At 69.5% G+C, this 26290-nt stretch carries 25 protein-coding genes and 2 pseudogenes; 18 read left to right on the forward strand and 9 right to left on the reverse strand.

The window, feature by feature from the left end; genetic code table 11:
* Position 1 precedes the first annotated feature (1 nt).
* Positions 2-706 (reverse strand): GntR family transcriptional regulator, encoded by a 705-nt coding sequence (locus FHS87_RS18825; protein WP_184520935.1) that lies wholly within the window; start codon positions 704-706, stop codon positions 2-4.
* A 164-nt stretch (positions 707-870) separates the two neighbouring features.
* Here FHS87_RS18825 and FHS87_RS18830 point away from each other — a divergent pair, with 164 nt between their 5' ends.
* The 9 genes and pseudogenes from FHS87_RS18830 to FHS87_RS18870 form a co-directional block, all read left to right on the forward strand.
* A complete protein-coding gene (locus tag FHS87_RS18830) occupies positions 871-1929 on the forward strand; it encodes an ABC transporter substrate-binding protein (RefSeq protein WP_184520936.1) in 1059 nt (352 codons plus the stop codon).
* Between the two features lie 5 nt (positions 1930-1934).
* Complete coding sequence (locus tag FHS87_RS18835; RefSeq protein ID WP_184520937.1) at positions 1935-3014, forward strand: ABC transporter ATP-binding protein; 1080 nt, start codon at positions 1935-1937, stop codon at positions 3012-3014.
* Positions 3011-3841 carry an ABC transporter permease gene (locus tag FHS87_RS18840; protein WP_184520938.1) on the forward strand — a complete coding sequence of 277 codons (831 nt, stop codon included), beginning with the start codon at positions 3011-3013 and terminating at the stop codon, positions 3839-3841. Before FHS87_RS18835 ends, FHS87_RS18840 begins: the two co-directional genes overlap by 4 nt.
* Positions 3838-4638, forward strand: a complete 801-nt coding sequence (locus tag FHS87_RS18845) for an ABC transporter permease (RefSeq protein WP_184520939.1) — start codon at positions 3838-3840, stop codon at positions 4636-4638. The genes FHS87_RS18840 and FHS87_RS18845 overlap by 4 nt, the downstream gene beginning before the upstream one ends.
* Positions 4638-5588: a polysaccharide deacetylase family protein gene (locus FHS87_RS18850; RefSeq protein WP_221300127.1), complete on the forward strand. Its 951-nt coding sequence runs from the start codon at positions 4638-4640 to the stop codon at positions 5586-5588. Before FHS87_RS18845 ends, FHS87_RS18850 begins: the two co-directional genes overlap by 1 nt.
* Before the next feature lie 11 nt (positions 5589-5599).
* Positions 5600-6340, forward strand: a complete 741-nt coding sequence (locus tag FHS87_RS18855) for an aspartate/glutamate racemase family protein (protein WP_184520940.1) — start codon at positions 5600-5602, stop codon at positions 6338-6340.
* A 507-nt stretch (positions 6341-6847) separates the two neighbouring features.
* Entirely contained in the window at positions 6848-8194 is a 1347-nt protein-coding gene (locus FHS87_RS18860; protein WP_246418530.1) for an iron-containing alcohol dehydrogenase, read from the forward strand.
* Between the two features lie 76 nt (positions 8195-8270).
* Positions 8271-9227, forward strand: coding sequence for a tripartite tricarboxylate transporter substrate binding protein (locus FHS87_RS18865; protein ID WP_221300129.1), 957 nt, complete (start codon positions 8271-8273; stop codon positions 9225-9227).
* 27 nt (positions 9228-9254) lie between these two features.
* Positions 9255-9554 (forward strand): annotated as a pseudogene (locus FHS87_RS18870) (MmyB family transcriptional regulator); the annotation flags it as partial.
* 125 nt (positions 9555-9679) lie between these two features.
* Here FHS87_RS18870 and FHS87_RS18875 read toward each other — a convergent pair.
* Genes FHS87_RS18875 through FHS87_RS18885 form a run of 3 tightly spaced genes read right to left on the reverse strand, consistent with a single transcriptional unit; the run spans position 9680 to position 11989 of the window.
* Positions 9680-10885, reverse strand: coding sequence for an FAD binding domain-containing protein (locus tag FHS87_RS18875; RefSeq protein WP_184520941.1), 1206 nt, complete (start codon positions 10883-10885; stop codon positions 9680-9682).
* Between the two features lies 1 nt (position 10886).
* Positions 10887-11318, reverse strand: coding sequence for a VOC family protein (locus tag FHS87_RS18880; protein ID WP_184520942.1), 432 nt, complete (start codon positions 11316-11318; stop codon positions 10887-10889).
* Positions 11319-11368: 50 nt separating this feature from the next.
* The gene (locus FHS87_RS18885) at positions 11369-11989 is read right to left on the reverse strand and encodes a TetR/AcrR family transcriptional regulator (RefSeq protein WP_184520963.1); all 621 of its coding nucleotides are present in this window, start codon (positions 11987-11989) and stop codon (positions 11369-11371) included.
* A 108-nt stretch (positions 11990-12097) separates the two neighbouring features.
* Between FHS87_RS18885 and FHS87_RS18890 the strand changes: the two genes are divergently transcribed.
* From FHS87_RS18890 to FHS87_RS18925, 8 genes are read left to right on the forward strand one after another with little or no spacing between them, the layout of a single operon-like run.
* Positions 12098-12955 carry an FAD binding domain-containing protein gene (locus FHS87_RS18890; protein WP_184520943.1) on the forward strand — a complete coding sequence of 286 codons (858 nt, stop codon included), beginning with the start codon at positions 12098-12100 and terminating at the stop codon, positions 12953-12955.
* On the forward strand, positions 12952-13416 hold the full coding sequence (locus FHS87_RS18895) for a (2Fe-2S)-binding protein (RefSeq protein ID WP_184520944.1): 465 nt from the start codon (positions 12952-12954) through the stop codon (positions 13414-13416). Before FHS87_RS18890 ends, FHS87_RS18895 begins: the two co-directional genes overlap by 4 nt.
* Positions 13416-15788, forward strand: a complete 2373-nt coding sequence (locus FHS87_RS18900) for a xanthine dehydrogenase family protein molybdopterin-binding subunit (RefSeq protein WP_184520945.1) — start codon at positions 13416-13418, stop codon at positions 15786-15788. Before FHS87_RS18895 ends, FHS87_RS18900 begins: the two co-directional genes overlap by 1 nt.
* A gap of 19 nt (positions 15789-15807) precedes the next feature.
* Positions 15808-17010 (forward strand): ABC transporter substrate-binding protein, encoded by a 1203-nt coding sequence (locus FHS87_RS18905; RefSeq protein WP_184520946.1) that lies wholly within the window; start codon positions 15808-15810, stop codon positions 17008-17010.
* A complete protein-coding gene (locus FHS87_RS18910) occupies positions 17007-17897 on the forward strand; it encodes a branched-chain amino acid ABC transporter permease (RefSeq protein WP_184520947.1) in 891 nt (296 codons plus the stop codon). The genes FHS87_RS18905 and FHS87_RS18910 overlap by 4 nt, the downstream gene beginning before the upstream one ends.
* Before the next feature lie 5 nt (positions 17898-17902).
* Positions 17903-18835 carry a branched-chain amino acid ABC transporter permease gene (locus FHS87_RS18915; protein WP_221300135.1) on the forward strand — a complete coding sequence of 311 codons (933 nt, stop codon included), beginning with the start codon at positions 17903-17905 and terminating at the stop codon, positions 18833-18835.
* On the forward strand, positions 18832-19578 hold the full coding sequence (locus FHS87_RS18920; RefSeq protein ID WP_184520948.1) for an ABC transporter ATP-binding protein: 747 nt from the start codon (positions 18832-18834) through the stop codon (positions 19576-19578). The genes FHS87_RS18915 and FHS87_RS18920 overlap by 4 nt, the downstream gene beginning before the upstream one ends.
* Positions 19578-20282 (forward strand): ABC transporter ATP-binding protein, encoded by a 705-nt coding sequence (locus FHS87_RS18925; protein WP_184520949.1) that lies wholly within the window; start codon positions 19578-19580, stop codon positions 20280-20282. Before FHS87_RS18920 ends, FHS87_RS18925 begins: the two co-directional genes overlap by 1 nt.
* A 562-nt stretch (positions 20283-20844) precedes the next feature.
* Here FHS87_RS18925 and FHS87_RS18930 read toward each other — a convergent pair.
* Genes FHS87_RS18930 through FHS87_RS18945 form a run of 4 tightly spaced genes read right to left on the reverse strand, consistent with a single transcriptional unit; the run spans position 20845 to position 25012 of the window.
* Positions 20845-21813, reverse strand: coding sequence for a Bug family tripartite tricarboxylate transporter substrate binding protein (locus tag FHS87_RS18930; RefSeq protein WP_184520950.1), 969 nt, complete (start codon positions 21811-21813; stop codon positions 20845-20847).
* 13 nt (positions 21814-21826) lie between these two features.
* Entirely contained in the window at positions 21827-23023 is a 1197-nt protein-coding gene (locus FHS87_RS18935; protein ID WP_184520951.1) for a CaiB/BaiF CoA transferase family protein, read from the reverse strand.
* Positions 23020-23997: a hydroxymethylglutaryl-CoA lyase gene (locus tag FHS87_RS18940; protein ID WP_184520952.1), complete on the reverse strand. Its 978-nt coding sequence runs from the start codon at positions 23995-23997 to the stop codon at positions 23020-23022. Before FHS87_RS18940 ends, FHS87_RS18935 begins: the two co-directional genes overlap by 4 nt.
* Before the next feature lie 31 nt (positions 23998-24028).
* Complete coding sequence (locus tag FHS87_RS18945; protein ID WP_184520953.1) at positions 24029-25012, reverse strand: Bug family tripartite tricarboxylate transporter substrate binding protein; 984 nt, start codon at positions 25010-25012, stop codon at positions 24029-24031.
* A gap of 172 nt (positions 25013-25184) precedes the next feature.
* Here FHS87_RS18945 and FHS87_RS18950 point away from each other — a divergent pair, with 172 nt between their 5' ends.
* A complete protein-coding gene (locus FHS87_RS18950) occupies positions 25185-25949 on the forward strand; it encodes an IclR family transcriptional regulator (RefSeq protein WP_184520954.1) in 765 nt (254 codons plus the stop codon).
* A 7-nt stretch (positions 25950-25956) separates the two neighbouring features.
* On the opposite strand, the pseudogene FHS87_RS18955 reads toward FHS87_RS18950, so the two are convergent.
* Positions 25957-26290, reverse strand: a pseudogene (locus tag FHS87_RS18955) (Mu transposase domain-containing protein); the annotation flags it as partial.

Raw genomic sequence — 26290 nt, forward strand, 5'->3', positions numbered from 1 at the left:
TTCAGCGGGTTAACAAGGCAGCTTCTAGGTCCACCGTGGCTTCCTGCGCGGGGGGTATTAGTCGCAACCGCTCCTCCACATGCAGGAAGTGATGGCGGGAGGCATGAAGGGCACCCGCAAGATCGCCGGCCCGCAGCGCCGCCACGATGGTGCCGTGCTCGTCCACCGCGCAGGGCGAGTGGTGCGCGGGCTCGTACACCGTGACCATGACGGAGGAACGGCCGAGTAGGTCCCGCAGCATGCGTGACAGCTCGGCATTGCCGAGGGCGTCCACGAGGTGACGGTGGAAGTCACCGGAGAGGCGGATGGAGGCTGCGCGGTCGCCGCGCTGCGCTGCTGCGCGCTCCTCAACCAGGTGTGTGTCCAGCCGGTCGAGGAGGACAGGGCTGGCCAGCCGGCTGAGCTGGGCCAGCACGCCGGCTTCCAGCACGCGGTGCGCCTCGTAGATGGCGCGGACCTCGGCCTCGGAAGGGCAGGGGACGCGGGCGCCGCGGTTGGGCACGATTTCCAGCCGCCGCTCGGCCGCCAGCCGGTGCAGCACCTTGCGGATGCGTTCCCGCGACACCCCAAAGATGGCGGCCAACCGATGCTCGCGGAGCCGCAATCCCGGGGGAAGGCGCCCATGCAGGATCGCGGCCTCGATGGCGCAATGAATGGCTTCATCGGCCCGCGGGTTCGCCTTGATCTTACAGGTGGCCTGCCTCATCGATTATCTGCGGGCTGAAGAAATGTGCACATTCTTTCTCTCTATTCGATTTTGCAGACCAGGCAAGGCAACTCGGGCGGCATAGTACAGTCCTCGGCATTGTGCACATTTATGGCCCGCGGCTTGCATGAGCGGTTCGGCCCCGTGGCCTTTGGAGCGCTGCCATGAAGATTTGCGTCCCGCCGCCTTCCGCTACCCTGCCTCGCCGCGCGCTGCTGGCGGCCGGTGCTTCCTTGGCCGGCACCCTCGCCATGCCCGGCCTCCTGCGGGCTCAAACTCGCGAACTCGTCGTGGGCGGCGCCGCGAGCCACAAGCCCTGGATGGACGCCACGGTCATCCCGTTCTTCGAGCGCAAGTACAACTGCCGCATCACCTACGAGGGCACCCGCTCCCTCGTGAACCTCGAGAAGATGCAGACCAACCGGAGCCGGCCCTACCTCTCCGTCGTCCAGATGGATGATCCGGTGATGATCCTTGCTGCACGGGAGAACTTGCTGGAGCGGCTGACGCCGGAAAGGGTGCCGAACCTCAACGCGCTGAAGCCCGGCACGATCCATATGGACGGGATGTGGGCCAACTACCTGCAGCCCTGGCAGGGCATCGCCTACAACACCCGCGCGCTCCCCAACGGCATCGCCTCCTGGGCGGAGCTGTGGGAGCCGCGCTTCAAGGGGCGTGTCGTCCTGCCCTCGCTGCAGAACACGGAAGGCCTGGCCAACCTCTTCGTCGCCGCCTCGCTGGAGACGGGCAAGCCGCCGGCCGAGGCGCAGGCGGATGCCGATGCGGGCTTCCGCAAGCTGCGGGCGCTGAAGCCCAACCTGCTGACGATCTACACGCAGATGCCGCAGGCGTTCAATCTGCTGGAGCAGGGCGAGGCCTGGGCCATTGCCGGTGCTCTCTCCTCCTTCGCGCTGGAGCGGAAGGCACAGGGCGCACCGATCGCTCTCGCCGCGCCGCAGGAGGGGATCTACGCCAGTCCCTCCGGAATCTGCGCGGTGCGCGGTGGGCCGAACCAGGAACTGGCGATGGCCTATGTGAACGAGATGCTGGGCGCGGAACTCCAGGCCAAGCTGGCGGGTCCCACCTTCTCCCTCCCCACCAACACCGGTCTGCCTGTTCCGGCCGATATGCCGCAGGTGCCCGTGCACTCGATCGACTGGGCCAACGTCGCGGCGCAGCGCAATGCCTGGGTGCAGCGCTGGGATCGCGAGATGGCGCTCTAGCCACGATGACCGCCTTCCTCGACATCGCAGGCGCCGAAAAGGGCTTCGGCGCCACCCGCGTGCTAGGCGGGGTGGACCTGGCTGTGGCGCGAGGCGAATTCGTTTCGCTGCTCGGCCCTTCGGGCTGCGGCAAGACCACCTTGCTGCGGATCGTGGCTGGGCTGCTGCGGCCGGACCGGGGCCACGTGCGGCTGGATGGCGAGGACATCACCCGCCGCCCGCCCCACAAGCGGGACGTCGGGGTGGTATTCCAGAGCTACGCGCTCTTCCCGCACCTCAACGTGGCGGAGAACGTCGCCTTCGGGCTGCGCGCGCAGGGTACCGGGAAGGCGGAGAGCGCAGCGGCGGTGGACCGCTTCCTGACCCTCGTGCAGCTCGGCCACCTCGCCGATCGCCCGGTTTCCGCGCTTTCCGGAGGGCAGCAGCAGCGCGTCGCGGTCGCCCGTGCCCTCGCCGTTCGGCCGAAGCTTCTCCTGCTGGACGAACCCTTCTCCGCCCTGGACCGCAAGCTGCGCGAGGGGATGCAGATCGAGTTGCGCCGCCTGCTGCGGGAACTCGGCACCACCGCCATCTTCGTCACACACGACCAGGAGGAGGCGTTGACCATGTCGGACCGCATCGCGGTGATGCATGGCGGCGCCATCGAGCACCTCGGCACGCCCGAGGAGGTGTATAGTCGTCCGGCCACTCCCTTCGCGCTGGAATTCGTCGGTCTCTCCTCCCGCCTCCCTGGCCGGGTGGTGGAGAGCATGAACGGCTTGCTGATGGTGGAGACGCCACTCGGCCGCCTGCGGGCGCCCGGCAGCTTCCTCCCCGGCTCCCCCGTCCTGCTCGCCGTGCGGCCAGAGCGCATTCGGGTCGGGGGGACGGGAGAGGGCAATGCCGTTCTCGCGCCGCTGACCGATGTCGTCTTCCAGGGCGCGCGGGTGCAGATGCACTTCGCGGGCGCGGACGGTCTGCCCTTACTGGCGGAAGTCTCCGAGTTGCCTTCAGGCCATCTGCGCCCCGGCGCGGAGCTGCCGCTGCATTGGGCGGTTCGCGACATGCTCGTCTATCCTGCGCCGGACCGGGCCGCGGTGGCATGACCAAGCGTGTCGATCTCTTCGCGTTGTCGGCCCTTCCGGCGGTGCTTTACCTGCTGGTGATCTACGCTGTCCCGCTTCTGATGCTGCTCACCCGCAGCGTCACGGGGGCGGAAGGACTGACGCTGGCGCCCTATACGGCATTCCTGTCCGACGCCTTCAACTGGCAGATCATCGCCAACACGCTGCGCGTCGCCGGGCTGGTGACTCTGACCTGCCTTGTCATCGGATACCCGGTGGCGTTCGCCCTCTCCTGGGCGCGCGGCTTGGCGCAGGCGGTACTGCTCCTCTCCATTATCCTGCCGCTCTCCGTGGGCGTCGTGGTGAAGGCCTTCGCCTGGCAGATCGTGCTGAAGCGGGACGGCGTAGTGACCGCCGCGCTGATGGCCACCGGCCTGTTCGAGGAGCCGCCACGCCTGCTCTTCACCGAGACAGGGCTGGTGCTTGGCGCAGCCAACGTCTTCCTGCCCTTCATGATCCTTCCGATCTACTCGGTCGCGAAGCTGGTGGACCCTCGGTTGACGGAGGCCGGCGCCACGCTCGGCGCTACGCCCTGGAAGCGCTTCGCCCGCATTACCTGGCCCCTGACCCTGCCGGGCGTCATCTCCGGCATCGCCTTCACCTTCTCCCTCTCGGTCTCCATGTACGTCATTCCCTCTCTGCTGATCGGCGACCGCTTCCAGACGCTCGCGACCCTCACCGGCCGTTCCTTCCTGCTGATGCGGAACGAGGCGCTGGGATCGGCCACGGCGGTGCTGCTGCTGGCGCTCGCCGTGGCGGTGGTGGTCGGTTCCACCTGGTTCGCCCGCCGTCTCGGGCGCGCAGCATGACCGCGACCGAACGCCTCGTGCGAGGCCTCGTCTGGGCCATGGCGGCGATCGGCGTTGTCTTCCTCATGACGCCGCTGGTGGTCACCGTCGCCGTCTCCTTCGGTTCCTCCTCTGTTTTCACCCTTCCGCCGCCGGAATGGTCGCTGCGCTGGTACGAGCGGCTCTGGACCACGCGGGGGCTCTGGTCGGCGCTCGGCACCTCCGTGCAGGTGGCGGCCCTATCCACCGCCGTCTCGCTCGTCCTGGGCACGCTCTGCGCCATCGCGCTCGTGCGGAGCCGCATCCCGGGGCGGGAGGTCATTGCCACCTTCCTTGTCTCGCCGCTCATGCTGCCGGGGCTCGTCATCGGCATCGCCATGCTGCAGGCCTTCCGCGCCTTGGGGCTGCGCGACGCCTTCGCCAGCCTCATCCTCGCGCACGTGGTCCTTACCCTGCCCTACGTGGTCCGCACCGTTCTCGGCGCGCTCTCGCTCTTCGACTTCACGCTGATCGACGCGGCGCGCACCCTCGGCCGCTCCTATGGCGGCGCGCTGCTGCGGGTGCTGGCGCCGGCACTGCTGCCGGCCTTTCTCACCTCCGGCGTCTTCGCCTTCCTCGCCTCGATGGACAACTACCCCGTGTCCATCTTCTTCACCGATGCCTGGACCAAGACCTTGCCCATCCAGATGCTGCAATACGTGGAGGAGAGCCCCGATCCGCGCATCGCCGCGATCTCCACGGGGCTGATCCTCCTTGCCGTGCTGGCGCTGGTGATCGGCGACCGGCTGGTGGGCCTCAAGCGACTGGCGGATTTCTGATGGACGCCCTTCCGCTGGCGAGCGACCGCGACCTGGCCGGCTATCGTGGCGCGCCGCCGCCGGTGCGATGGCCCGGTGGGGCGCGGCTCGCCCTCTCGGTCGTGGTCAATGTCGAGGAGGGGGCGGAGCTCTCCCTCGGCATGGGGGACGAGGCCAATGAGCACGTCTACGAGGCGGTGGAGCGGGTGGAGGGCGTGCGCGACCTCTGCATGGAGAGTCACTTCGCCTATGGCACCCGCGCCGCCTGGCCGCGCATCCGGAAGATCCTGGCGCGCTACGGCGTGCGCGCCACGCTGAACGCCTGCGGCCGTGCCCTCGCCCTCTCCCCCTGGCTGGCACGGGAGGCGGTGGAGGACGGGCACGAGATCATGTGCCACGGCTGGCGCTGGGAGCGGCACTGCAACATGCCGGAGGAGCGCGAGCGTGCCGTCATCGCCCGCGCAGTGGAGGCGATCCGTGCGGCTTCCGGCACCGCCCCCGTCGGCTGGCACACCCGCTCCGCCACCTCTCCCAACACGCGGCGGCTGCTGGGGGAGCATGGCGGCTTTCTCTATGACTGTAACGCCTATGACGACGACCTGCCCTATGTCGTGCCGGCTGCCGGACGCCCGATGGTGGTGCTGCCCTACGCCTTCGACACCAACGACATGCGCTTCTCCAACGGCGGCGGCTTCGTGCAGGGCGAGGACTTCGCCCGTTACTGCATTGCGGCCTTCGAGCAGCTCTATGCGGAAGGGGCGGAGGCGCCGCGGATGATGTCCGTCGGCCTGCATCTCCGCATCATCGGCAAGCCTGGCCGCATCGCGGGGCTCGAGGCGTTCCTGGCCCATGTGTCAAAACGGGACGGTGTCTGGTTCGCCCGGCGGGACGAGATCGCCCATGCGTGGCGCGCAGGCGTGGGCCTTCCGGCATGGGCGCCCGCCGCGCCGCTATCCACCTTCTCGACCTGAAGTGAAGCCCGATGCGCCTGCTGCTACTGAATCCCAATACTACGGCGGCCGTCACTGATCTGCTGCTGGCCGCGGCCCGGACCGTCGCCGCGCCGGGGACAGAGTTGATACCCGCCACCGCCCCGCGCGGCGTGCCCTATATCGCCACCCGGGCGGAGGCCGTGCTGGGCGGCGCCGTGGCCCTGGAAATGCTGGCAGAGGCGGAGGGCCTCGATGGCGCCATCGTCGCCGCTTTCGGCGACCCCGGCCTGGGCGGCGCGCGGGAACTGTTCGATTTCCCCGTGGTCGGTATGGCGGAGGCAGCGATGCTCACCGCCTGCATGCTGGGACGACGCTTCTCCATCGTGACCTTCGCCCAGGCGCTGGAGCCCTGGTACGCGGAAGCGGTGGAGTGGAACGGCTTGTCCGGCCGCTGCGCCGCCATCCGCTGCCTGGATGGCGCCTTCCGGGACATTGCCGAGGTGCAGGAGGAAAAGGAAGCCCTGCTGGTCGACCTCGCCGCCCGGACGGTGGCGGAGGACAGGGCCGACGTGGTGATCCTGGCCGGCGCGCCCCTGGCGGGCTTGGCCGCACGCGTCGCGGACCGGGTTCCGGTGCCGTTGGTGGACGGCGTGCAGGCGGCAGTAAAGCAGGCAGAGGCGCTAGTCTCCCTGCGGTCACGCAAGGCGACTGCTGGCAGTTATCGGCGTCCCGCCCCCAAGCCCTCCCTCGGCCTACCGCCCTCGCTGGCGCGCCGCATCTCGCACGGGTGAACGGCCGGCATTGCTGAGGCGAAGGCGCGGGCAATCGCGTCCCGCCACGCCACCCAGCTCCGCTTACCACGCGCCGCCAACGCCCGCAGCGTATTGCGGAAGGCCGGGAAGCGGGCTGGGCGGTCGCAGATCCCGAGGCGGACGCCGATGTTCAGCAGGCGGGGCAGGCCACGCGCGGCCTCCGCCTGCGGGGCGGCATAGTCGGCGTGGGGACGCCAGCGCCAGCCATGGGCGGCGGCCTCGTGCCCGCGTGCCACGCATCGCCGCGCGAGATCCAAGATGCGCTACACGGCGCGGCTGCGGAAAGAGATCGTGGCAGGCAGCGCCATCCCTTCCAGGCTAGCACCTCCCTGATCTGGCACGGCCGCTGCGGTCCCACCAAGCCATGGCAGGGCGCCGCCAAGTGCGTACGCTGCACCAGACCCGTCCACCTCGTGAAGCGCCTATGTTGCGCGAAACCGGCACGCTACCACGACCTCCGTTGCGCGTTCGCGCGAGCCGTCGTCATTGATCGTCGACATCGGCTGTCTCGGGCGCAGCAGCAACCAGACCAGGGATGTCGAGCGCAAGGGCAGATTCTCTTATTGTGATAACGCTGTCCACAATCTCCCGATTTACGAAACTGGCGTATCCTGCGCTGATTCCATCGCCGGCGGTTCCCCGCGGAGCCCCGTCGGGGCCGCGGAAAATCGCGGCCAAGATTTCGGGGGAGGCAGCATGGGCCTGATCAACTACGTGACGCGCGTGCATTTCGGCTTCGGGGAGATCGCGCAGCTCGGCGCCGAGCTGCGGCTCGCCGGCATCGCGCGGCCGCTGATCGTCACCGACAAGGGTGTCCGGCAGCTTGGCGTGCTGGAGCGTGTCGAAGCGCTGCTGGACGCGGCTCCGGCCGGCGTGTTCGACGACACGCCCGGCAACCCGAACGAGGCGGCGGTGCGCGCCGCCACGGATATGTTCCACGCCGAAGGCGCGGACGGGATCGTGGCCATCGGTGGGGGATCGGCACTCGACCTCGCCAAGGGTGTCGCCATCCTCGCGGCGCATGGCGGCGCGCTGAAGTCCTACGCCGCGATCGAGGGCGGGGTGGAGCGGATCACCGGGAAGACCTGGCCCACCATCGCGATCCCCACCACCGCGGGCACCGGCAGCGAGGTGGGGCGCGGCGCCATTATCATTCTCGACGACGGCCGCAAGGTGGGGCTGCTGTCGCCGCACCTGGTGCCGCGGGCCGCGATCGTGGACCCCCAGCTCACGCTCACCTTGCCGCCTATGCTGACCGCAGCGACCGGCATGGACGCGATCTCGCACTGCGTCGAGACCTTTCTCGCCCCCTCCTTCAACCCGCCCGCGGACGGCATCGCCCTGGAAGGGCTGCGGCGCGGCTGGGCCAGTCTGCCCGTCGCGACGCGGGAACCACAAAACCGCGCCGCCCGCGCCGACATGGCCATGGCGGCGACCATGGGCGCCATGGCCTTCCAGAAGGGCCTGGGATGCGTGCACAGCCTGAGCCACGCTCTGGGCGGGATCAATCCGAAGCTGCACCATGGAACCCTGAACGCGATCTTCCTGCCTGCGGTGATCCTCTTCAACCGCGACGCCCCCGCGTCGATGGAGCAGGACAAGTACGCGCGAATGGGTGCCGCCATGGGGCTCGCCCCGTCCGATCGGCTGGAGGACGCGGTCCGCGCCATGACGGTCGCGATCGGCCTGCCGACGCGGCTGTCCGAGCTGGGTGTCGGGGAGGAGGTGTTCGATCGCATCATCACAGGCGCGCTAGCGGACCACAGTCACAGGACCAACCCACGCGAGGCCGATGCGCGGGACTATCGCGCGATGCTGCAAGCGTCGCTCTGATGCCTCGGCCGCGGTTAGCGGCCCGAACGACTGTCTCAACGAGAAAACAAAACAGGGAACGTTCATGATGATGTCCATGCGCCGTTCGGAATTCCTGGCTCTCGCCTCGGCAGCAGCCTGCGCGGCCTTCGCCTCCGGTGCCGCGGCCCAGAGCTTCCCGTCCCGCCCGATCGAGATCGTGGTGCCGGTGGCGCCGGGCGGCGGCACGGACATCGTGGCGCGCGCCTTCGCCGAGGCCGCCCAGAAGTACCTGCCGCAGCCGGTGTTGGTGCTGAACCGTCCGGGCGCGAGTGGTGCGATCGGAATGCAAGAGGTGCTGAACGCCCGCCCGGACGGCTACAAGGTCGGGCTGGTCTATTCCGACCTCGCGATCCTGCCCGGGCTCAAGCGGATCCGCTTCTCCTCCGACGACTTCCACATGATCGCCCTGCTCAACGCCGACCCGGGCTCCGTGGTGGTGCCGGCGGACTCGCCGTGGCGAAGCATCGAGGACCTGGTCGCCGAGGCGAAGCGCCGGCCGGGAACCGTGAAGCTCGGCAACAGCGGGGCCGGCTCGATCTGGCATATGGCGTCGGCGGCGATGGAGGAGAAGGTCGGCGCCGAGTTCCTCCACGTCCCGTTCACCGGCTCGGCGCCGGCCCTGGCGGCGCTGCTGGGCAACCATGTGGAGGCGGTGACGACGAGCCCCGGGGAGGCCTCCGCCTATGTGCATGGGGGGAAGATGCGCGTCCTGGCGGTGATGGCCGAGGAGCGCGCCCCGGGCTTCCCGGAAATCCCGACCCTGAAGGAGCGCGGCTTCGACGTGTCGGTCGGCGTGTGGCGCGGGCTGGCTGTGCACCGCAACACCCCCGCCCCGGTAGTCGCCACGCTGACGGAAGTGGCGCGAAGGACCGCCGAGGACCCGGCCTTCCGCGACGCCCTGGCCCGGGCCAACCTGACCTTCGCCTATGCCGATACCGACGCTTTCAAAGCTCTCGCCAACCACGACCGCGAGGTGTTCCGCCAGCTGATCGAACGGCTGCGCATCGAATGACGCGAACGGTCGAAGGAATTTGATGCGGCCCCGGTGAACGTGCTCCGCCTCGGCCTGCACCCCGACGGGCTGGCGCCCCGCATCCTGAACTTCCCGCAATGGCGCGCGCATCTCCTGGCGCGGCTGGCCCACGACGCGCAGGCCAGTGCTGACGCCGTGCTGGTGGATCTTCTCGAGGAACTGAGGACCCTTCCGATGCCTGCGCAATCCCGCGGCACCCGCTCCGCGGTGCCGGAGCATGCCGGCATCGCGTTCCGCTGCGGCTCGCAGCGGCCGACGGACCGCTCAGCTTCCTCAGCACGACGACGGTGTTCGGCACCGCCGTAGACGTGACCCTGGCCGAGGTGACGATCGAAGTGTTCTTCCCAGAAAATGAGGCGACGGCCGCGGCGATGCGGGCGGTAGCCCGGTGATGCGGATCAAGCAAGGAGGAGGACGGGCATCCCCGGCCGTTACAGCTCCAAGATGGGAGGCACTGCCGTCTCGCGCATGACGGAGACGGGGCTGCGGTAACGCTCCGCCATGGCCGCCTCCTCGGCCGTGATGCGGCTGGCTTGCATGTACGCGCCGAGGTGCCGCGCGTGCTGCACGAGGGCGCGTCCCGTCGCCACGCGCTCCGGGGCCCAGCGTGTCAGAGCCGCGGGCACGTCAGCGCCTTGGAGCGCGTCCGATAGTGACATCGCGTCCATCGCCGCTTTCGTCACGCCCATGCCGCAGTGGGGGCGCGCGACGTAAGCTGCATCGCCGATGAGCGCGACACGGCCGTGGGCGACTTCCGGAACCTCGAGGTCCATGATCGGCTGCACAAAGGGCTGCGCAGTGATGGCTACTACTTCGGCAAAGGCGGCGGGTAGAAGGCTCTCCGCGGCCGCCCGCATCTCCGCCACGATTTCGGGGCGCAGCAGATGGGGCGGGATGCCATTCGGATGCTGGCGTCCGAAGCCATCGGTTTGAAGGCGTCCGAGCTCTTCGGGGGGAGCGGGCCGGTACCAGACGAAGTTGTAGCGGCGGTGCCCCGCCGAGATTGCTTCCCCCGCCCCGGCGACAGGGTAGCCGAGCATCTGCTCACCCTCCGGCAGCCCAAAGGCGAAGTGCCCGAAGATGGCCTCTCGCGCCGCGGGTGACAGCGCTGCTTCCTCTGCCAGGCCGCGCCAAGCGACATAGCCCGCATAGGTCGCCCGCACCTCGGGCAACAACTGCGCACGAAGCACGGAGCGGATGCCGTCGGCCGCAACGACGAGATCAGCTTCGATCATCCCGCCATCGGCGAAGTGGACAGTCGCCGACGCCGTACCTTGCCGGACCACGGTGGCCACCCGCCCGCGCTCGATACGGGCAGGATCGAAGGCATCCTCCAGCAAGGAATGGAGCCGCGCCCAGCTCGTCAGGATCTGCGGGTAGGGATGCTCCCCGAGGATGCTGCCGTCCCGCGCGAGCACGCGGCGTCCCGCAACGGAAACGCCGAGCGGGGTGCCGGCCGGAACGCCCGCCCGCCCCAGGGCGTCCAGCAACGCGGGATGGGTCACGATGCCCGCCCCGCGACCGGAGAGGGGGCCGCGCGTCCGTTCGGCCACAGTGACGTCCCAGCCCGACTTCGCCAGGAGATTGCCGGCGAAGAGGCCGCCGATGGAGCCGCCGACGACGAGCGCGCGGCGCATCTCAGCCGGCCGTGCCGGGGCTCTCCTCGATGGGAAAGTTCAGCTCGATCGTGACGCCGTTCGGGTCTTCCACGAAGACCTGGTGGAGGCCAAGGTTCGGAACCTTGCGATCTCGCCAGGCGAGGTTGCGGCTGCGCAGCCGGGCGTGCATTGCCTCAAGCCCGGTGGCGGCGAAAGCGACATGGTCGATCGTCCCCGTCCCATTCTCCGCGCCGCCCTTGTCGCCGAGATAGCCCTTCAGCCCTTCCTGGTCGTCCGGATCGATGCCGACGATGTGCACGACGGCTTGGTCGCCGCGGTACATCCAGGCGCCGGGGAAGGGAAAGGCAGGGCGTGCGCCCTCGCTCAACTCCATCACCTCGGTGTAGAAGCGCCGTGTCTCGTCGAGGCGCTTCGTGCGGATGGAATAGTGGTCGAGGCGGGTGAGCGGCACGGCGTTTCCTCAGTTCTTCGTGCTGATCGCACGATCATTTGGGATGAAGGCTATTCGGCCGCTTCGGCGTCAGTCAAGCGCGCGGTGAGCATCGCGCGGAATCCCGCGACGAACATCCGCACCTGCTGCTCCACCAGCGCATCCACCGGCAGAGACGGCCGCATCATGAAGATGGAGCGACGAACGCCGAGATAGACGAGGCTGCCGTGCAGGCCCCAGACCGCCTCGATCTCTGCGTCGCTCGGCGGCTCCTCGGGTAAGCCCATGTCGCGCCGCAGCAAACCTGTCACGCGGCGGAAGACGCGGGCGCGCAGCATGCGAACCCATCGCGCGGGGATGTCGTAGCCACGCAGTCCCGAGAGCAGGAAGAGCCGGATCCAGCGGGGCTCCAGCACGACGCGGGCGTAGTCGGCGTAGAAGGCCACGATACGCTCCTCGACCTCGCCCTCGCCGTCCAGGATCGCGTCCCATTCGGGGCGCCAGCTTCGGCCGAACACCTCCTCGTACACGCGGTCCACCAGCGACTCTTTGGTGGGGAAGTAGCGGAACAGCAGGCCCTGGCTCACGCCGAGCCGGCGAGCGAGTTCCCGCGTCGTGCCGCCGAATCCCGCCTCCGCGAAATAGGCGACCGCGGCGGCCACGATGGCCGCCTCGCGGGCCTCGGACGTCATTCTTGCCAAGCGCCGACAACCTTGTTGACTTTGTTGATCGCTTGCTTACCGTCGGGAAACAAGCGGCACGCCACGAAGTGTGTTGCGCCAGGGAGGAATGGGGTCAAGGTGAAAGCCGCAGCCTTCGCGTATCTTCGCGCCCGCAACATCGGCGAGGTCTTCGCGGCGCTGGCCGAGCATGGTTCGGATGCTCGCGTGTTGGCTGGCGGGCAGAGCCTCATCGCCGCTCTCAACCTCCGCCTCAGTGAGCCCCGGCTTCTCGTGGACATCACGGGGCTGTCGGAGCTGCGCGGCATCGTCGTCACGCCGGCAGGGCTGCGGATCGGCGCACTGACGCGCCATGTGGAGATCCTGCGCTCCGCTGAGGTCGCTCGGCACGCGCCTCTCCTCGCCCAGGCCGTGCCGCACGTCGCGCACGCCGCCATCCGCAACCGCGGCACGATCGGCGGCAGCCTCGCCTTGTCGGACCCGGCTGCGGAGTATCCGGCCGTCGCGCTGGCCTGCGGTGCGGTGATGCATCTTCACGGCCCGGATGGCCGGCGGGACGTGCCGGCCGAGGCCTTCTTCCGTGGCCTCTACGAGACCGCGCTAGGCGAGACGGAGTTGCTGGAGGCCGTGACTTTCCCGCCCCCGCCCGCCGATGCGCGCCACGCCTTCGACGAGCTCTCGCGCCGGCACGGCGACTATGCCCTGGTGGGGATCGCCTTGCGTGCCGGGCTGAGGGACGGGCTGGTGCGCAACCTGCGCGCCGCCTTCGTCAATGGCGGCCTGCGTCCGGTGCTGGCCACCTCGGCCGCCGCCGCCGCCGAGGGCCTCCCCCCGGCCGAAGCCGCCGAGGCCGCCGCTGCGGCGTTGGATCGCGACCTCGACCCTCCCGGCGACCATCACGCCTCCGCCGCCATGCGGCTGCATCTCGCGCGCGTCCTGACGCGGCGCGCCATCCACTCGATCGGGAGCGCGGCATGAGCGAGACAATCCTTCGCCTGACCGTGAACGGGGAGGCGGTCGAAGCCACGGCGCCCGCTCGGACGCACCTGATCGACTTCCTCCGGGAGCGCCTGGAGCTGACCGGCAGCCATGCCGGATGCGAGCACGGCGTCTGCGGCGCCTGTACCGTTCGGGTGAACGGCGATGCCGTGCGCGGCTGCCTCGTCCTCGCCGCTGCCTGCGAGGGGGCGGAAGTCTGGACCATCGAGGGGCTGACCGCGACCGGCGAGGTGGCGGCGTTGCAGGAGGCTTTCCGCGAGCGGAACGCGCTGCAATGCGGCTTCTGCACGCCCGGCATGATCGTGGCGGCAGCAGAGCTGCTGCGCGACGTGAAATCCCCGACGCGGGAGGAGATCCGCGACCACATGAGCGGCAATTACTGCCGCTGCACCGGCTACCATGCCATCGTGGACGCCATCGAGACGGCGAGCCGGGCCTAATGGACAACCCCCTCTCCGATCTCGACCGCCCGAACTCCTATATCGGCCGCAGCGTTCCCCGCCCGAACGCGGCCCGGCTCCTGGCCGGCCAGGGCCGCTACGTGGACGATCTGCGGCTGCCGCGAATGCTGCACGCGGCCTTCCTGCGCTCTCCCTTTGCCCATGCCCGGATCGTCTCGGTGGATACGGCGGCGGCGCGTGCCATGCAGGGGGTGGCCGGGGTTTTCACCCGCGCCGACATGGACGGCGTCTGCACCCCATGGGTCGGCACGCTGGCGCATTTCACCGGGCTGAAATCGGCGCCCCAAGGGCCACTCGCGGGGGAGCGGGCGACCTGGCAGGGGGAGCCGGTCGCGATCGTCTGCGCCCGCAGCCGTGCGGAGGCGGAGGACGCGGCGGCCCTCATCGACATCGAATGGGAAGAACTGGAACCGCTTCCTCCCCTCGCCGCGGCCCTGGAGGCGGCGCCGCTTCATCCGGAGCTGCGGGACAACCTCGCCTTCACCCGCGCCGTCGACGTGGGCGGCGCGGATTCGGCTTTCGCACTGGAGGACAGCGTGGTCGTGGAGGCCGCCTTCCGCACGGGCCGCCACACCGGCGTGACCCTGGAGCCGCGTGCCATCCTGGCGGACTGGCAGCCTGGCGAGGAGAAGCTGACCGTCCACCACTCCTTCCAGGCCCCGCACATGATGCGGGAGGTGCTGTCCAAGCACCTCGCCCTGCCGGAGGCGGCCGTGCGAGTCGTCTGCGGCGATGTCGGCGGCTCCTTCGGCATCAAGGTCCATATCTACCCCGACGAGATCGCGACCTGCGTGGCATCTCGCCTACTCGGCCGCCCCGTGAAGTTCATCGCGGACCGGTTGGAGAGCTTCACCAGCGACATCCATTGTCGCGACCACGAAGTGGCGGCGCGGCTCGCCGTGGGGCCGGATGGAAGGCTGCGGGCGCTGGAGATGGATGACGTGACGGGGATCGGCCCGTACTCCGTCTACCCCCGCACCTCCGCGGTGGAGGGGAACCAGGTCGTCAACCTCACGGGGTCCTGGTACGCGCTCCCGGCCTACAAGGCGCGGCTGCGCGTGGCGTTCCAGACCCGCACCCCCACCTGCCAGTACCGCGCCGTGGGGCACCCGGTAGCCGTGGCCGTGACCGAGGGGCTGATGGATCTCGCGGCCGAGCGGCTGGGCATGGACCCCGCCGCACTGCGCCGCCTGAACCTGATCCCGGACGACGCTTATCCACACACCTCGCCGGCCGGATTGCGCTTCGAGGCGCTCTCCCTGCAGAAGTCCTTCGACAAGCTACTGGCGATGATGGACTACGACGCGCTGCGCCGGGATCAGGCGGAGGCGCGGTCGCGCGGCGTCTATCGCGGCATTGGCCTCGCCAGCTTCGTCGAGCTGACCAATCCCGGCCCTGCCTTCTACGGCATCGGCGGCGCGCCGATCTCGGCACAGGACGGTACGATGGTCCGCCTCGATCCCGGCGGCAGCGTGACCGTGAGCAGCAGCGTGACGGAGCAGGGGCAGGGGACGGAGGCCGTGCTGGCCCAGGTGGTCGCGCATCAGCTCTCCATCCCGGTCAAGGATGTGCGCGTCGTCACCGGCGATACGGAGCGCACGCCCTATGGCGGCGGCACCTGGGCCAGTCGCGGCGCCGGCATCGGTGGCGAGAGCGCGCTCCAGGCCGCGCGCGCGCTGAAGGCAAACATCCTCGCCCTGGCCGGCGCGGTGATGCAGGCGGATCCGTCGGATCTGGACCTGCGCGATGGCCAGGTGGTGGACGCCGCCGGAGCGCCGCGCATGGCCATGGCCGAGGTCGGGCGCCTCGGCTATTTCCGCGTGGACCTGCTGCCGCCGGGGTTCCAGCCGGAGTTCTCGGTCATCCGCCACTGGCTTCCGCGCCAGTACCCCTTCGCCTTCACAAACGGCGCGCAGGCCTCCTACCTTGAGGTCGATCCGGACACCGGCTTCGTGAAGCTGCTCGGCCACTGGGTGGTGGAGGATTGCGGCACCGTCATCAACCCGCTGCTGGTGGACGAGCAGGTCCGCGGCGGCGTGGTGCAGGGCATCGGCGCCGCCCTGCTGGAAGAGTGCCTCTACGACGAGCGCGACAACCTGCTGACGGGCAGCATGGCCGACTACCTCGTCCCGATGATGGGCGAGATGCCCGACATCGCCGTCGGCCATGTCGAGACGCCCACGAAGGAGAGCGTGCTCGGCGCCAAGGGTGCCGGCGAGGCCGGGACGGCGGGGGCGCCGGCCGCGGTGATGAACGCGATCAACGATGCCCTGCGGCCGCTCGGCGCGGCGAAGATCCAGCAGCAACCGGCCACACCCGAGCGCATCCTTCGCGCGCTCGGCAAGGTATAGGCCAGGGTAGGGGAACGTCATGCAGCGTCGTCATATCCTCCTCGGCACCGCGGGGCTCCTCGCCGCGCCGGCCATCCTGCGTGCCCAGGGCGCGGGAACGATCAAGGTGGGCTTCCCAGTTCCGCTCACCGGTGCCTACGGGGCAGAGGCGCAGGACCAGGTCCGCGCCGCCGAGGTCGCGATCCGCGAATTCAACGAGAGCGGCGGGCTGGGCGGCCGCATGGCCGAGTTGCTGGTGCGAGACGACCGCCTGAACCCCGGCGAGGCCGCGACCCGCACGCTGGAGCTGGTGGAGAGCGACAAGGTCAATTTCGTCGTCGGCGGCCTCTCCGCCGCCGTGCAGCTCGCGATCAACAACGTCACGAAGCAGCGCGGGGTGATCTTCAACTCGATCAGCCAGTCGGACGCGATCAACGAACGGAGCGACTGGTCCCGCACCACCTTCCACGAGGCGTTGAACCCGCATATGACGGCCGGTGCCGTCGGGCGCTACGCCTTCTCCCGCCTCGGCAAGCGCGTGGCGTTCCTGACCGCCGACTACGCCTATGGGCACGAGATGGTGCGCGGTTTCCAACGTGCCGGCCGCGCCTTCGGGATCGAGACGGTAGCCGATATCCGCCATCCGATCGGCGCCACGGACTTCTCCGCCTTCCTCCCCCGCCTCCAGGCGCTGCGGCCGGACGTGCTGTTCCTGTGCAATTTCGGCCGGGATCTGCAGATTGCGGTGCGGCAGACCACCGATTTCGGGCTGAAGCGCAATACGAAGCTCGTCGCGCCCCTGCTGCTTTACACCTCGCGGCTGGCAGGCGGCTCCGCCCCCTTCCAGGGCGTGATCGGCGGCACCTCCTACTACTGGAAGCTGGAGGACAGCGTGCCCTCCGCCAAGCGCTTCAACGACCGCTTCCGCGCCCAGCATGGCGGACGGGTGCCGAGCGACTACGGCGCCCTCGGCTATGGTGGCGTGCGGACGGTCCTTGAAGCCGCCAAGACAGCCGGAACCACCGAGACGGACAAGGTCGTCGAGGCGATGCGCGCCCTGCGCTACGACTACTACAAGGGTCCCCAGTATTACCGCGGCTGCGACCACCAGTCCGTGCAGTCCGTGCTGGTGGTGGAAAGCAAGACGACGGCGCGGGACGATGTGGACGTCTTTGACATCGTCCATACCGAGAACCCGGACGAGGAGAACCTGCGCTCCTGCTCGGAGCTCGGGCACGGATGACCATTCTCGGCTTCCCGCCGGACCTCCTCGTTCTTCAAGCCTTCACCGGCCTGGCGCTAGGCGCCGTCTACGTGCTGCTGGCCGTGGGCCTCTCGCTCATCTTCGGCATGCTGACGGTGGTGAACTTCGCCCACGGCGCCTTCTTCATGCTCGGCGCCTATGCCGGCGTCTTCCTGCTGGCGGCTGGCGGCAACTTCTGGGTCTGCCTCGTGGGCGTGCCGCTCCTGGTCGGTGCCGTGGGGTTGTTCGTCGAACGCTTCCTCGTGCGCCGCCTCTATGGGCGTCATATCGACGATCCGCTGCTGCTCACCTTCGGCCTGACCTACGTCTTCGTCGAGTTGGTGCGGATCGGCTGGGGCAAGCAGGCCCTGCCTTTCGACGCACCTGAGATCCTCCAGGGGACCGTGGATATCGGGATTGGCTACTTTCCGCTCTACCGCCTCTTCGTCATCGGGGTTACGGCGGCCGTGCTGCTCGGCCTCTGGCTCTTTATCGAGCGCACGCGCTACGGGCTGATCATTCGCGCCGGAGCACGCGACCCGACCATTGTGCGCGTGCTCGGCGTCGATGTCGGACGTGTCTGGCTCCTCGTCTTCGGGCTCGGCACCGGACTTGCGGGGCTGGCCGGCGTGCTGGCCGCGCCCCTCCAGGGCGTGTCGCCGGAGATGGGCACGACCGTGCTGGCGGAGGCCTTCGTGGTGACCGTGGTCGGCGGCATGGGCAGCCTCGTCGGCGGCATCGTCGCGGGATTGCTGGTGGGCGTCACCGTAGCGATGAGCGCGCTGCTGTTGCCGGAGATGTCCAAGGTCGCGATGTTCCTGCTGATGGCGGTGGTGCTGCTGCTGCGCCCCCAGGGGCTCTTTGGCCGCGCGGGGCTGATGTCGTGAGGGCTGTGGCTGACTGGTTCTTTCGCCACCCGGTGCTGGGTGCCGGCTTCTTCATCCTCATCCTGCCTTTCATTACGCCCTACACGGCGCTGGCGGTGATGATCCTCGTCTACGGACTCTACGCGCTCGGCTTCAACATCATGTACGGGCATGTCGGGCTACTCTCCTTTGGCCACTCGGCGCTGCTCGGGGGCGGAGCCTATGCCTGCGGCATCGCGCTCGTGCATCTCGGCCTGCCCTGGGGCGCATGCATCCTTGCCGGAACCCTGGCCGGCACCCTCATCGCCTTCGTCATGGGCGCGCTCGCGGTGCGGACGCGCGGCATCTACTTCGCCATGGTGACCCTCGCCCTGAGCCAGGTCGCCTATTTCGGCTTCTACCAGGCGGAGCCCTGGACGGGTGGGGAGAACGGGCTGCGCGGCGTCAACCTGCGCACGCTCGGTATTCCCGGCTTGTCGCTGGACTTCACCACCCCCGCGGTGCGCTACACCGTGATCGGGCTGCTGGTCTGGGGCGCGGTCGCCTTGCTGGCGCGCATTCTCGCCAGCCCGTTCGGCGCGGCGATGCTGGCGGTGCGGGAGAACGAGGCCCGCGCGAAGGCCTGCGGCTTCGACGTGCGGCTCGTCCGTCTCCAGGCGATGACGCTGTCGGGCGCTTTCTGCGGGCTGGCGGGTGCCCTCTTGGCGTTGCACCTCTCCATCGTCCCGATCGAGACGCTGCACTACACCACCAGCGGCGTGGCGGTGATGATGGCGATCCTGGGCGGCTCGAACACCTTCTTCGGGCCCTTCGTCGGGGCTGCCGTCTTCCTCTTCCTGGAGAGCGTGGTGAGCACGCGGACGGAGCACTGGCCGCTGGTTGTCGGCGTTGTCTTCGTCCTCTTCATTCTCCTGGCCCGCCAGGGGATCTGGGGCACGTTGGTGGCGAGGCTGCGATGAGCGGGCCGATCCTCAGCGTCGAGGGGCTCGGGATGCGCTTCGGCGGCTTCCGCGCCCTGCACGGCGTCACAGCATCTTTTCCGGCGCGAATGCTGACGAGCGTGATCGGGCCGAACGGGGCTGGGAAGTCCACCTTCTTTAACCTTATCAGCGGTGCCTTCGCGCCCAGCGAGGGGCGGATCGCCTTTGAGGGGCGCGACATCACCGGCACGCCGCAGCACCGCTTCGCGGCGCTGGGCATCGCCAAGTCCTTCCAGATCACCAACGTCTTCCCCGCGCTTACGGCGCTGGAAAATGTTCGGATCGCCGCCCAGGCCCTCGTCTCCCGCCATGATGTCTGGCGCCGGCGCGACGAACTGCCCGGCCTCGCGGAGGAGGCGCGTTCCTTGCTGGAGGAGGTGGGGCTCACCCACCGAGCAGGGGCGCCCGCGGGCAGCCTCGCCCACGGGGAGCAGCGCAGCCTCGAGATCGCCATGGCGCTCGCCAGCCGCCCGCGCCTGCTCCTGCTGGACGAGCCCACTGCCGGCATGTCCCCCAAGGAGACCGTCGTGGCCATGGAATTGATCCGCCGCCTCGCGCGCGAGCGCACGGTGATCCTGGTGGAGCACAAGATGAAGCTCGTCATGGGCATCTCGGACCGTTTGCTTGTCCTGCATCACGGGGAACTATTGGCCGAGGGAGCGCCGGAGGAGATCCGCGCCCATCCCGAGGTGCGGCGCGTCTACCTGGGCGAGCGCGCCTGATGCTCTCGGTCACCGGCCTCGACGCCTGGTACGGCTCCGCCCACATCCTGCAGGACGTGTCGCTTGAGGTGAAGCGGGGCGAGATCGTCTGCTTGATCGGCCGCAACGGCGCGGGGAAGACGACGACGCTGAAATCCGTCATGGGCCTCCTTCCGCGCGTGCGGGGCTCCGTACACTTCGATGGGCAGGAGTTGCTGGGCCTACCGGCCCATGCTCGCTACGGTCGTGGCTTGGCCTATGTGCCGGAGGAGCGCCGCATCGTTCCCGGCCTGACCGTGCGCGAGAATATCCGGCTGGGCCTTGTCTCTTCCCCGATCCGGAGCCGGGAGGGACAGGTGATCGAGCGCATCGCCGAGACCTTTCCTCGCTTGCGGGAGCGGTTGGACCAGCAGGCCACCACCATGTCCGGCGGCGAGCAGCAGATGCTGGCCATCGCTCGCGCGACCGCCTCGGATCCTGCAATGGTCCTCCTCGACGAACCGAGCGAAGGCATCATGCCCGTGTTGGTGGACGAGATGTTCGAGCTCTTTGCCCGGATGCGCGACGGCGGAACGACGCTCCTACTGGTGGAGCAGAACGTAGAGCTGGCGCTGGCCATTGCGGACCGCGCCTATGTTATGGACCAGGGCCGCATTGTGCATGCCGATACGGCACGGAATCTCCTGGCCGACCCGCGGATCAGAGAGGAATACTGCGCGGTCTGATGCGGCCCTGGGGATTCTACGGGTACAGGACCCGATCAGATGCTTGATCACCAGGGGTAATCGGGGGTCCGTGTCGCTCATTGGCGATGTGGAGGGGAGGGCGCGTCTGTTCTGGTTTTCGAAAGATCGGCGCAGCGTGAATTGAGCCGTTCAAGCCCGCAACCAGCCGGGCGCTCACCGGCGAGACGACTGTCGGATCATCGGTCGCAACCTCCAGCGCCCGGAGCGTTCTCCGGACCGTGCACGTTCTCCGCACAAGCTGCCTCTGGAACTGCGTCGAAATCATCGATCTGGTGGAGATTCAGGAGCGAAGCACTGCGCGTTGGGCCGGGCGGGAATGGCCGCGCCTGAACAGCCGTTTCCCACCCAGCTCGGCGGTTCAGGCCCCGGACTGACAGCCTTAGGACACGCGTCGCCACCTCGCCCGCGAGCCGGCTCAAGAGGAGCAAGGCGATCCCGCCGGTCACGGGCGGCCTCCCCCTCGTCCCAGGTGCCGGCAGCACGTTCGATCCTTCCGTCGCGAGGCGGATCTCCCCACTTCTGGCCCGGGGAGGCAGTCCGGTCAGTCCGCCTGCACCCGGGCCTCGCGCACCACGCGCCCCCACTTCTCGATCTCTGACGTCAGGAAAGTGCGGAACTGGTCGGGGGAGGAGGGTGTGGGCTCGCTGCCCTCGCCAGCCAGCCTTGCCATCACCTCCTCCTGCCGCAGGGCACGCCCTACTGCCTCGTTGAGTTGGGTCACGACGGCAGCGGGCATACGGGCGGGGGCGACAAGGCCCGTCCAGTTCACCGCGTCGAAGCCGGGGAAGCCGGATTCCGCCACCGTCGGCACCTCCGGCAGGGCGCGCATCCGCTGGGCTGAGGTGACCGCGATCGCGCGCAACTCCCCCGTATCCAGCATCCCTTTCACCGCGAGCGGATTGGCGGAGTAGAGGTCCAGGCGCCCGGCCAGCATGTCGGTGACGAGTTGGCCTGCCCCGCGATACGGCACGATCGTCAGGTTCACGCGCGCGGCGAGGGCGACCATCTCGCTGCTCAGGTGGCCGACAGTGCCGTTGCCGGGATGGGCGGCCGTCAGCTGCCCCGGCCGGGCGCGGGCCGCGGCCACTACGTCCTGCAGGGTGCGGAAGGGTGCGTTGCGCGCCACCACGAATACGTTCGGCTGCGACGCGATCAGGGAGACGAGCGCGAGGTCCCGCAGCGGCTGGTAAGGAATGTTGGCGGCGTAGAGTGTCGGGTTGACCGCCAGATTGGAGGTCTGGCCCATCCCGATCGTATGCCCGTCCGTCGCCTTTGCCACGAGGTCGATGCCGATGTTGCCGCCTGCTCCCGGGCGGTTCTCCGCCACGATGGTCCAGCCGGTCAGCGCGCCGAGGCGTGCCGCCATCTCCCGCGAGATGACGTCCGTCCCGCCGCCGGGCGGGTAGGGAATGATCAGGCGAATGGGCCGGGTGGGCCAGGGCTCCTGGGCCGCGGCGCCGCGCGTGACAGCGCTCCCCGCGGCGGCCAGCAGGACGGTGCGTCGGTTCATGGCCTTCCTCCTCTTATTTCTGCGCCGCGGCGGTGGGCAGGCGTTCCTCCTTGGCTGGCGCCGCGGGCGGCGTGTCGCCCCGCAGCGGCGCCAGCAACTCGTCGTCGTGCTGGCCCGGCCGGGGAAGGTCGTGGCGCAGCGGCAGCCGCCCGAAGCCGAACACGATCGGCAGGGCCGGAACCGAGGTTGGGCGTCCATCCGGGAGCGTCACCGGCAGCAGGGCGCCACTCGCGATCAGGTGCGGGTCATCGTAGAGGTCGCCCGGCTGGTTGATCCGGGCAAAGGGCAGGCCTGCCTTCTCGCACAGCGCCTCCAACTCGGCCGCCGGACGGCGGCCAAGGATGGACTGCACCAGCGGGATCAACGTCTCGCGCGCGGCGGAGCGCTCGTTGTTGGTGGCGTAGGCCCGGTCGAGCAGCGCGGGCTCAGCCAGGGCTTCGGTGAAGATCTGCCACTGGCGCTCGGTCACCACGCCGACGAAGAGCTGCACGCCGTCCGCCGAGGTGAACACGTCGTAGACCCCCCAGGCCCGCCGTCCCGCTGCCATGGACGGCGGCGGTGCCCCCGTGATGGCCCCCTGGAGCATGTGGGTGGAGACGAGGAAGGCCGCGTTCTCGAACAGCCCGGACTGCACCTGCTGGCCGCGGCCCGTCGCCTCCCGCTGGCGCAGGGCGGCCAGGATCGCGATGGCGCCGAACATGCCGCCCATCATGTCGTTGACGGGGGCGCCCGCGCGCAGCGGGCGGCCGGGCGGGCCGGTCATGGCCGCCAGCCCCGACATCATCTGCACCACCTCGTCCAGCGCGGTCCGGTTCTCGTAGGGGCCGGGCAGGAAGCCCTTGAGCGAGCAGTAGACCAGCCGCGGGTTGCGGGCGGAGAGCGCGGCGTAGCCCAGGCCGCGCGCCTCCAGCCCGCCAGGGCGGAAGTTCTCGATCAGGACGTCGGCGCTGTCCACCAGGCGGAGCAGCGTCTCGCGGTCCGTGTCGTCCTCGGTATCGAGCTGGACCGACTTCTTGTTGCGCGAGAGCGCCGCGAAGAAGCCGGTGCCGCTGCTCGTCAGGTAGCGCGTGCGGTCGCCCTTGCCGCGCGGCTCCACCTTGACGACCTCGGCACCGAGGTCGGCCAGGACGAGGCCGCAGGTTGGCCCCATGACCATGTGGGTCAGCTCGATGACGCGCACGCCCTCGAGTGGCAGGGGAGCTTCGCTCATGCCGCGCACTCCCTCGCACCGGCGGCGCGCCCGGTGCCCTCGGGCACGGGCCCGCGGGCGGCGTAGGAGAAGCCCTTCTCCGTGCCGACATCAGGCAGGTGGCCGTAGAGCGCCTCCCCGGGCAGACCCTCGGCCAGCACGCGCCGGGCCTCGGCCAGCTTGCCCAGATCCACGCCGGTGTCGTGGCCCATGGCCTCCAGCATCCAGACCAGGTCCTCGGTCACGATGTTGCCCGTCGCCCCGGGGGAGTAGGGACAGCCCCCGATCCCGCCCTGGGAGGCGTCGAAGGTCGTCACCCCGACCTCCAGCGCCGCCACCACGTTCGCCAGCCCTTGGCCGCGCGTGTTGTGCAGGTGCGCGCCGCCCGCCTTGCCGCCTAGTTCCGCGATCAGCCGGGTGAACAGGCGTTTCACCTGGGCCGGGTTGGCGTAGCCCACCCCATCCGACAGCCCAACGCTGTCCACCCCGAGTTCAGCGAGCCGGGCGGCCAGCTCGATCACCCAGTCCTCGCTCACGGGGCCCGCGATGGTGCAGCCGAAGGCGGTGGAGATGCCGATCTCGATGGCGGGGCGCCCGTCGGCGGGCAGGCCATCGCGGTACTCGATCACCCGCGCCACCTCGGCCAGGACCTGCTCGTGGGTCATGCCGATGTTCGCGATGCTGTGCGGCTCCGACGCAGACACGGGCATGGTGATCTTGTGCGCCCCGGCCTCCGCCGCGGCCCGCACGCCGCGCAGGTTGGGGGCGAGCGCCAGGACCGTGAGCCCCGGGATCTTGCGGGCGGCGCGGACCACATCCGCCGCGTCCGCCATCTGGGGCAGGCGCTTCGGGTTCACGAAGGAGCCGACCTCGATCTCGCGCAGCCCGGCGGTCGCGAGGGCACGGACCCAGGCGATCTTGGCCTCGGTCGGCATGGTGCGGCGGATGGATTGAAGGCCGTCGCGCGGGCCGACCTCGCTGACGAGGATGCTCATGGTGTGTGTTCCTGTGTGGCTGGCGCTGACATCACTGAGGACGGACGCCGGCATCGCGGAGCACGCGCTCCCAGCGCTCCATCTCGGCATCCACGTAGGCCCCCGCCTCGGTCGGCGTGCTGGCGATGATCCGCTCTGCGCCGAGCTCGACGAGACGCGCCCCGAGCGAGCCCTCGGCCAGCACCGCCGCGACTTCCGCCTGGAGGCGCTCGATGATGGGCTGCGGCGTGCCAGCGGGGGCCAGCAGCCCCTGCCAGACGGAGAAGGTCGCGTCGGGGAAGCCCGCCTCTGCCACCGTCGGCACGTCGGGCATGACGGCGCTGCGCTGGGCCGACGACACGGCGAGCGCGCGCGCCTGGCCGGCGGTGGCCAGCGGAAAGGCCGTAACCCCGGCGTCGTAGAGCATCTCGAGCCGCCCCGAGATGAGGTCCTGCGCCGCGGGCGCACTGCCGCGATAGGGAACCTCCTCCATCCTCAGCCCGGCGGCCCGGGTGATCAGGAGGGAGACGAGTTGGAGGGCGCCACCCGTGCCGGTGCTGCCATAGGAGTACTCGCCGGGCTTCGCGCGGACGCGGGCGACGAACTCTGCGAGGGTCCTGGCCGGGGAGGAGTTCGGCACGAGCAGCACCATCGGGCTCTCGGCAACGATGGTGACGGGTGTGAGATCCTTCGCGGGGTCGTAGTCCAGCCGGGCGTAGAGCGCGCGGTTCACTGCGTGCCCGGTGTTGGTGAAGAGGAAGGTCGTGCCGTCGGGGCGGGACTTCGCTACGGCGGCGGCGCCGATGTTGCCGCCCGCGCCAGTCCGGTTTTCCACCACGACGCGCTGGGGCAGGCGCTGGGAAAGCGTATCGCAGAGCAGGCGGGCGATGACGTCGGTCGGGCCGCCCGGCGCGTAGGGCAGCACCACCCGCACGGGCGCGGTTGGCCATGCCGCCTGCGCGCGCAGCGTCGCTGGGGCGGCAAGCACGGCAGCGCCTGCCATCAGCGCGCGTCGGGGCAGGTGGCACGGGACCATGGGCGTTTCCTCTCTGCGCTGCCAGGAGCAGGCCTGACGTGGAGACTTTCACTTCACCTAATTTCTGTTTGACAGAAAATATTTATATTCTATGAAAACTCCTAGCGAGGTATCAGCAGGCCCGTCAACGGGAAAATGCTGGTCTCGCCATCCAGGCTCGGAGGCCTCTCCCGTGAGCAACCTCGAAGACAGCGCCCCGCCTCGCCGCCGCGGACGTCCTCGCTCAGTCGAACGACAGGCCGACGCAGCACGAGATGCTGAGGAGCCGCGGGTCGAGGCCGTCGAGCGCGCCCTCTCCATCCTCGACGCCTTCTCGGACGGCACCCCGCGCCTGACCCTTGCCGAGGTCTCCGCCCGGACGGGGCTCTATCCCAGCACCGTCCTTCGCCTCGCCGCATCCCTCGATCGCTTCGGCTATCTTCATCGCGGCGCCGACGGCCTGTTCCGGCTCGGCCCGACGCCCCTGCGCCTCGGCCTGCTCTACCGCGACGCCTTCGACCTCGCCGACCATGTCCGGCCCGCTCTCGCACGCCTCGTCGAGCGCACGGGCGAGACTGCGGCCTTCTACGTCCGCGAGGGCGAGCGACGCATCTGCCTCTACCGTCACCACTCTCCGCGGCTCATCCGGCACCACCTTGAGGAAGGCGCTGCGCTGCCGCTGGACCGGGGCGCGGCCGGGCACGTGCTGACGGCCTATACCGGCGGGGCGGGTCCGCTACGGGATGAGGTGCGAGCCCGGGGGTGGTCCCTGTCCCTCGGTGAGCGCGATCCCGAGACGGCGGCCGTCGCGGCCCCCGTCTTCGGACGAGGGCGGCACTTGCTGGGAGCCCTCAGCGTCACGGGGCCGAGGAGCCGGTTCGAGGCCGAGAACCCTGAGGAACTCGCGGCCCTGATCACCGCCGAGGCCGCACTCCTGTCACGCAGCCTCGGCGGTTGAAGCCCGCACCCCCGGGTCGCCGGAGGAGTTGAGCCTGGAGCTTGCGGAACGCCTCCGGCATCTCGGCGAAGGGCGCGCCGTTGCGGAGCGCCCCCGGCTTGCGCTGGATCACGGCGAGGTAGTGCCGCCAGTCGTAGACGGTGCGGCCGGGAACGTCATGCGCGCGCTCGGCGATCCGGGCGTGCTCACACAGGACCTGGCCCTCGGCCACCACGACGAGCCGGTCGGGATAGACCCGCAGGCTGACCGGCCGATTGGCGAACGAGGCCGGGACGCTGTGGCGGTTGCTCTCGAAGTGCACGAGGCAGGTCGGCGACACCCGCTTGGCGTGCTCGACGAAG

The sequence above is a fragment of the Muricoccus pecuniae genome, from assembly GCF_014199205.1.
Taxonomy (GTDB): Bacteria; Pseudomonadota; Alphaproteobacteria; order Acetobacterales; family Acetobacteraceae; genus Roseomonas; species Roseomonas pecuniae.

What these genes read in the sequence shown, in the direction of transcription:
- FHS87_RS18825 (WP_184520935.1), bottom strand. Translation starts at nt 706, where the DNA reads ATGAGGCAGGCCACCTGTAAGATCAAGGCGAACCCGCGGGCCGATGAA.
- FHS87_RS18830 (WP_184520936.1), top strand. Translation starts at nt 871, where the DNA reads ATGAAGATTTGCGTCCCGCCGCCTTCCGCTACCCTGCCTCGCCGCGCG.
- FHS87_RS18835 (WP_184520937.1), top strand. Translation starts at nt 1,935, where the DNA reads ATGACCGCCTTCCTCGACATCGCAGGCGCCGAAAAGGGCTTCGGCGCC.
- FHS87_RS18840 (WP_184520938.1), top strand. Translation starts at nt 3,011, where the DNA reads ATGACCAAGCGTGTCGATCTCTTCGCGTTGTCGGCCCTTCCGGCGGTG.
- FHS87_RS18845 (WP_184520939.1), top strand. Translation starts at nt 3,838, where the DNA reads ATGACCGCGACCGAACGCCTCGTGCGAGGCCTCGTCTGGGCCATGGCG.
- FHS87_RS18850 (WP_221300127.1), top strand. Translation starts at nt 4,638, where the DNA reads ATGGACGCCCTTCCGCTGGCGAGCGACCGCGACCTGGCCGGCTATCGT.
- FHS87_RS18855 (WP_184520940.1), top strand. Translation starts at nt 5,600, where the DNA reads ATGCGCCTGCTGCTACTGAATCCCAATACTACGGCGGCCGTCACTGAT.
- FHS87_RS18865 (WP_221300129.1), top strand. Translation starts at nt 8,271, where the DNA reads ATGCGCCGTTCGGAATTCCTGGCTCTCGCCTCGGCAGCAGCCTGCGCG.
- FHS87_RS18875 (WP_184520941.1), bottom strand. Translation starts at nt 10,885, where the DNA reads ATGCGCCGCGCGCTCGTCGTCGGCGGCTCCATCGGCGGCCTCTTCGCC.
- FHS87_RS18885 (WP_184520963.1), bottom strand. Translation starts at nt 11,989, where the DNA reads ATGACGTCCGAGGCCCGCGAGGCGGCCATCGTGGCCGCCGCGGTCGCC.
- FHS87_RS18895 (WP_184520944.1), top strand. Translation starts at nt 12,952, where the DNA reads ATGAGCGAGACAATCCTTCGCCTGACCGTGAACGGGGAGGCGGTCGAA.
- FHS87_RS18900 (WP_184520945.1), top strand. Translation starts at nt 13,416, where the DNA reads ATGGACAACCCCCTCTCCGATCTCGACCGCCCGAACTCCTATATCGGC.
- FHS87_RS18905 (WP_184520946.1), top strand. Translation starts at nt 15,808, where the DNA reads ATGCAGCGTCGTCATATCCTCCTCGGCACCGCGGGGCTCCTCGCCGCG.
- FHS87_RS18910 (WP_184520947.1), top strand. Translation starts at nt 17,007, where the DNA reads ATGACCATTCTCGGCTTCCCGCCGGACCTCCTCGTTCTTCAAGCCTTC.
- FHS87_RS18920 (WP_184520948.1), top strand. Translation starts at nt 18,832, where the DNA reads ATGAGCGGGCCGATCCTCAGCGTCGAGGGGCTCGGGATGCGCTTCGGC.
- FHS87_RS18925 (WP_184520949.1), top strand. Translation starts at nt 19,578, where the DNA reads ATGCTCTCGGTCACCGGCCTCGACGCCTGGTACGGCTCCGCCCACATC.
- FHS87_RS18930 (WP_184520950.1), bottom strand. Translation starts at nt 21,813, where the DNA reads ATGAACCGACGCACCGTCCTGCTGGCCGCCGCGGGGAGCGCTGTCACG.
- FHS87_RS18935 (WP_184520951.1), bottom strand. Translation starts at nt 23,023, where the DNA reads ATGAGCGAAGCTCCCCTGCCACTCGAGGGCGTGCGCGTCATCGAGCTG.
- FHS87_RS18940 (WP_184520952.1), bottom strand. Translation starts at nt 23,997, where the DNA reads ATGAGCATCCTCGTCAGCGAGGTCGGCCCGCGCGACGGCCTTCAATCC.
- FHS87_RS18945 (WP_184520953.1), bottom strand. Translation starts at nt 25,012, where the DNA reads ATGGTCCCGTGCCACCTGCCCCGACGCGCGCTGATGGCAGGCGCTGCC.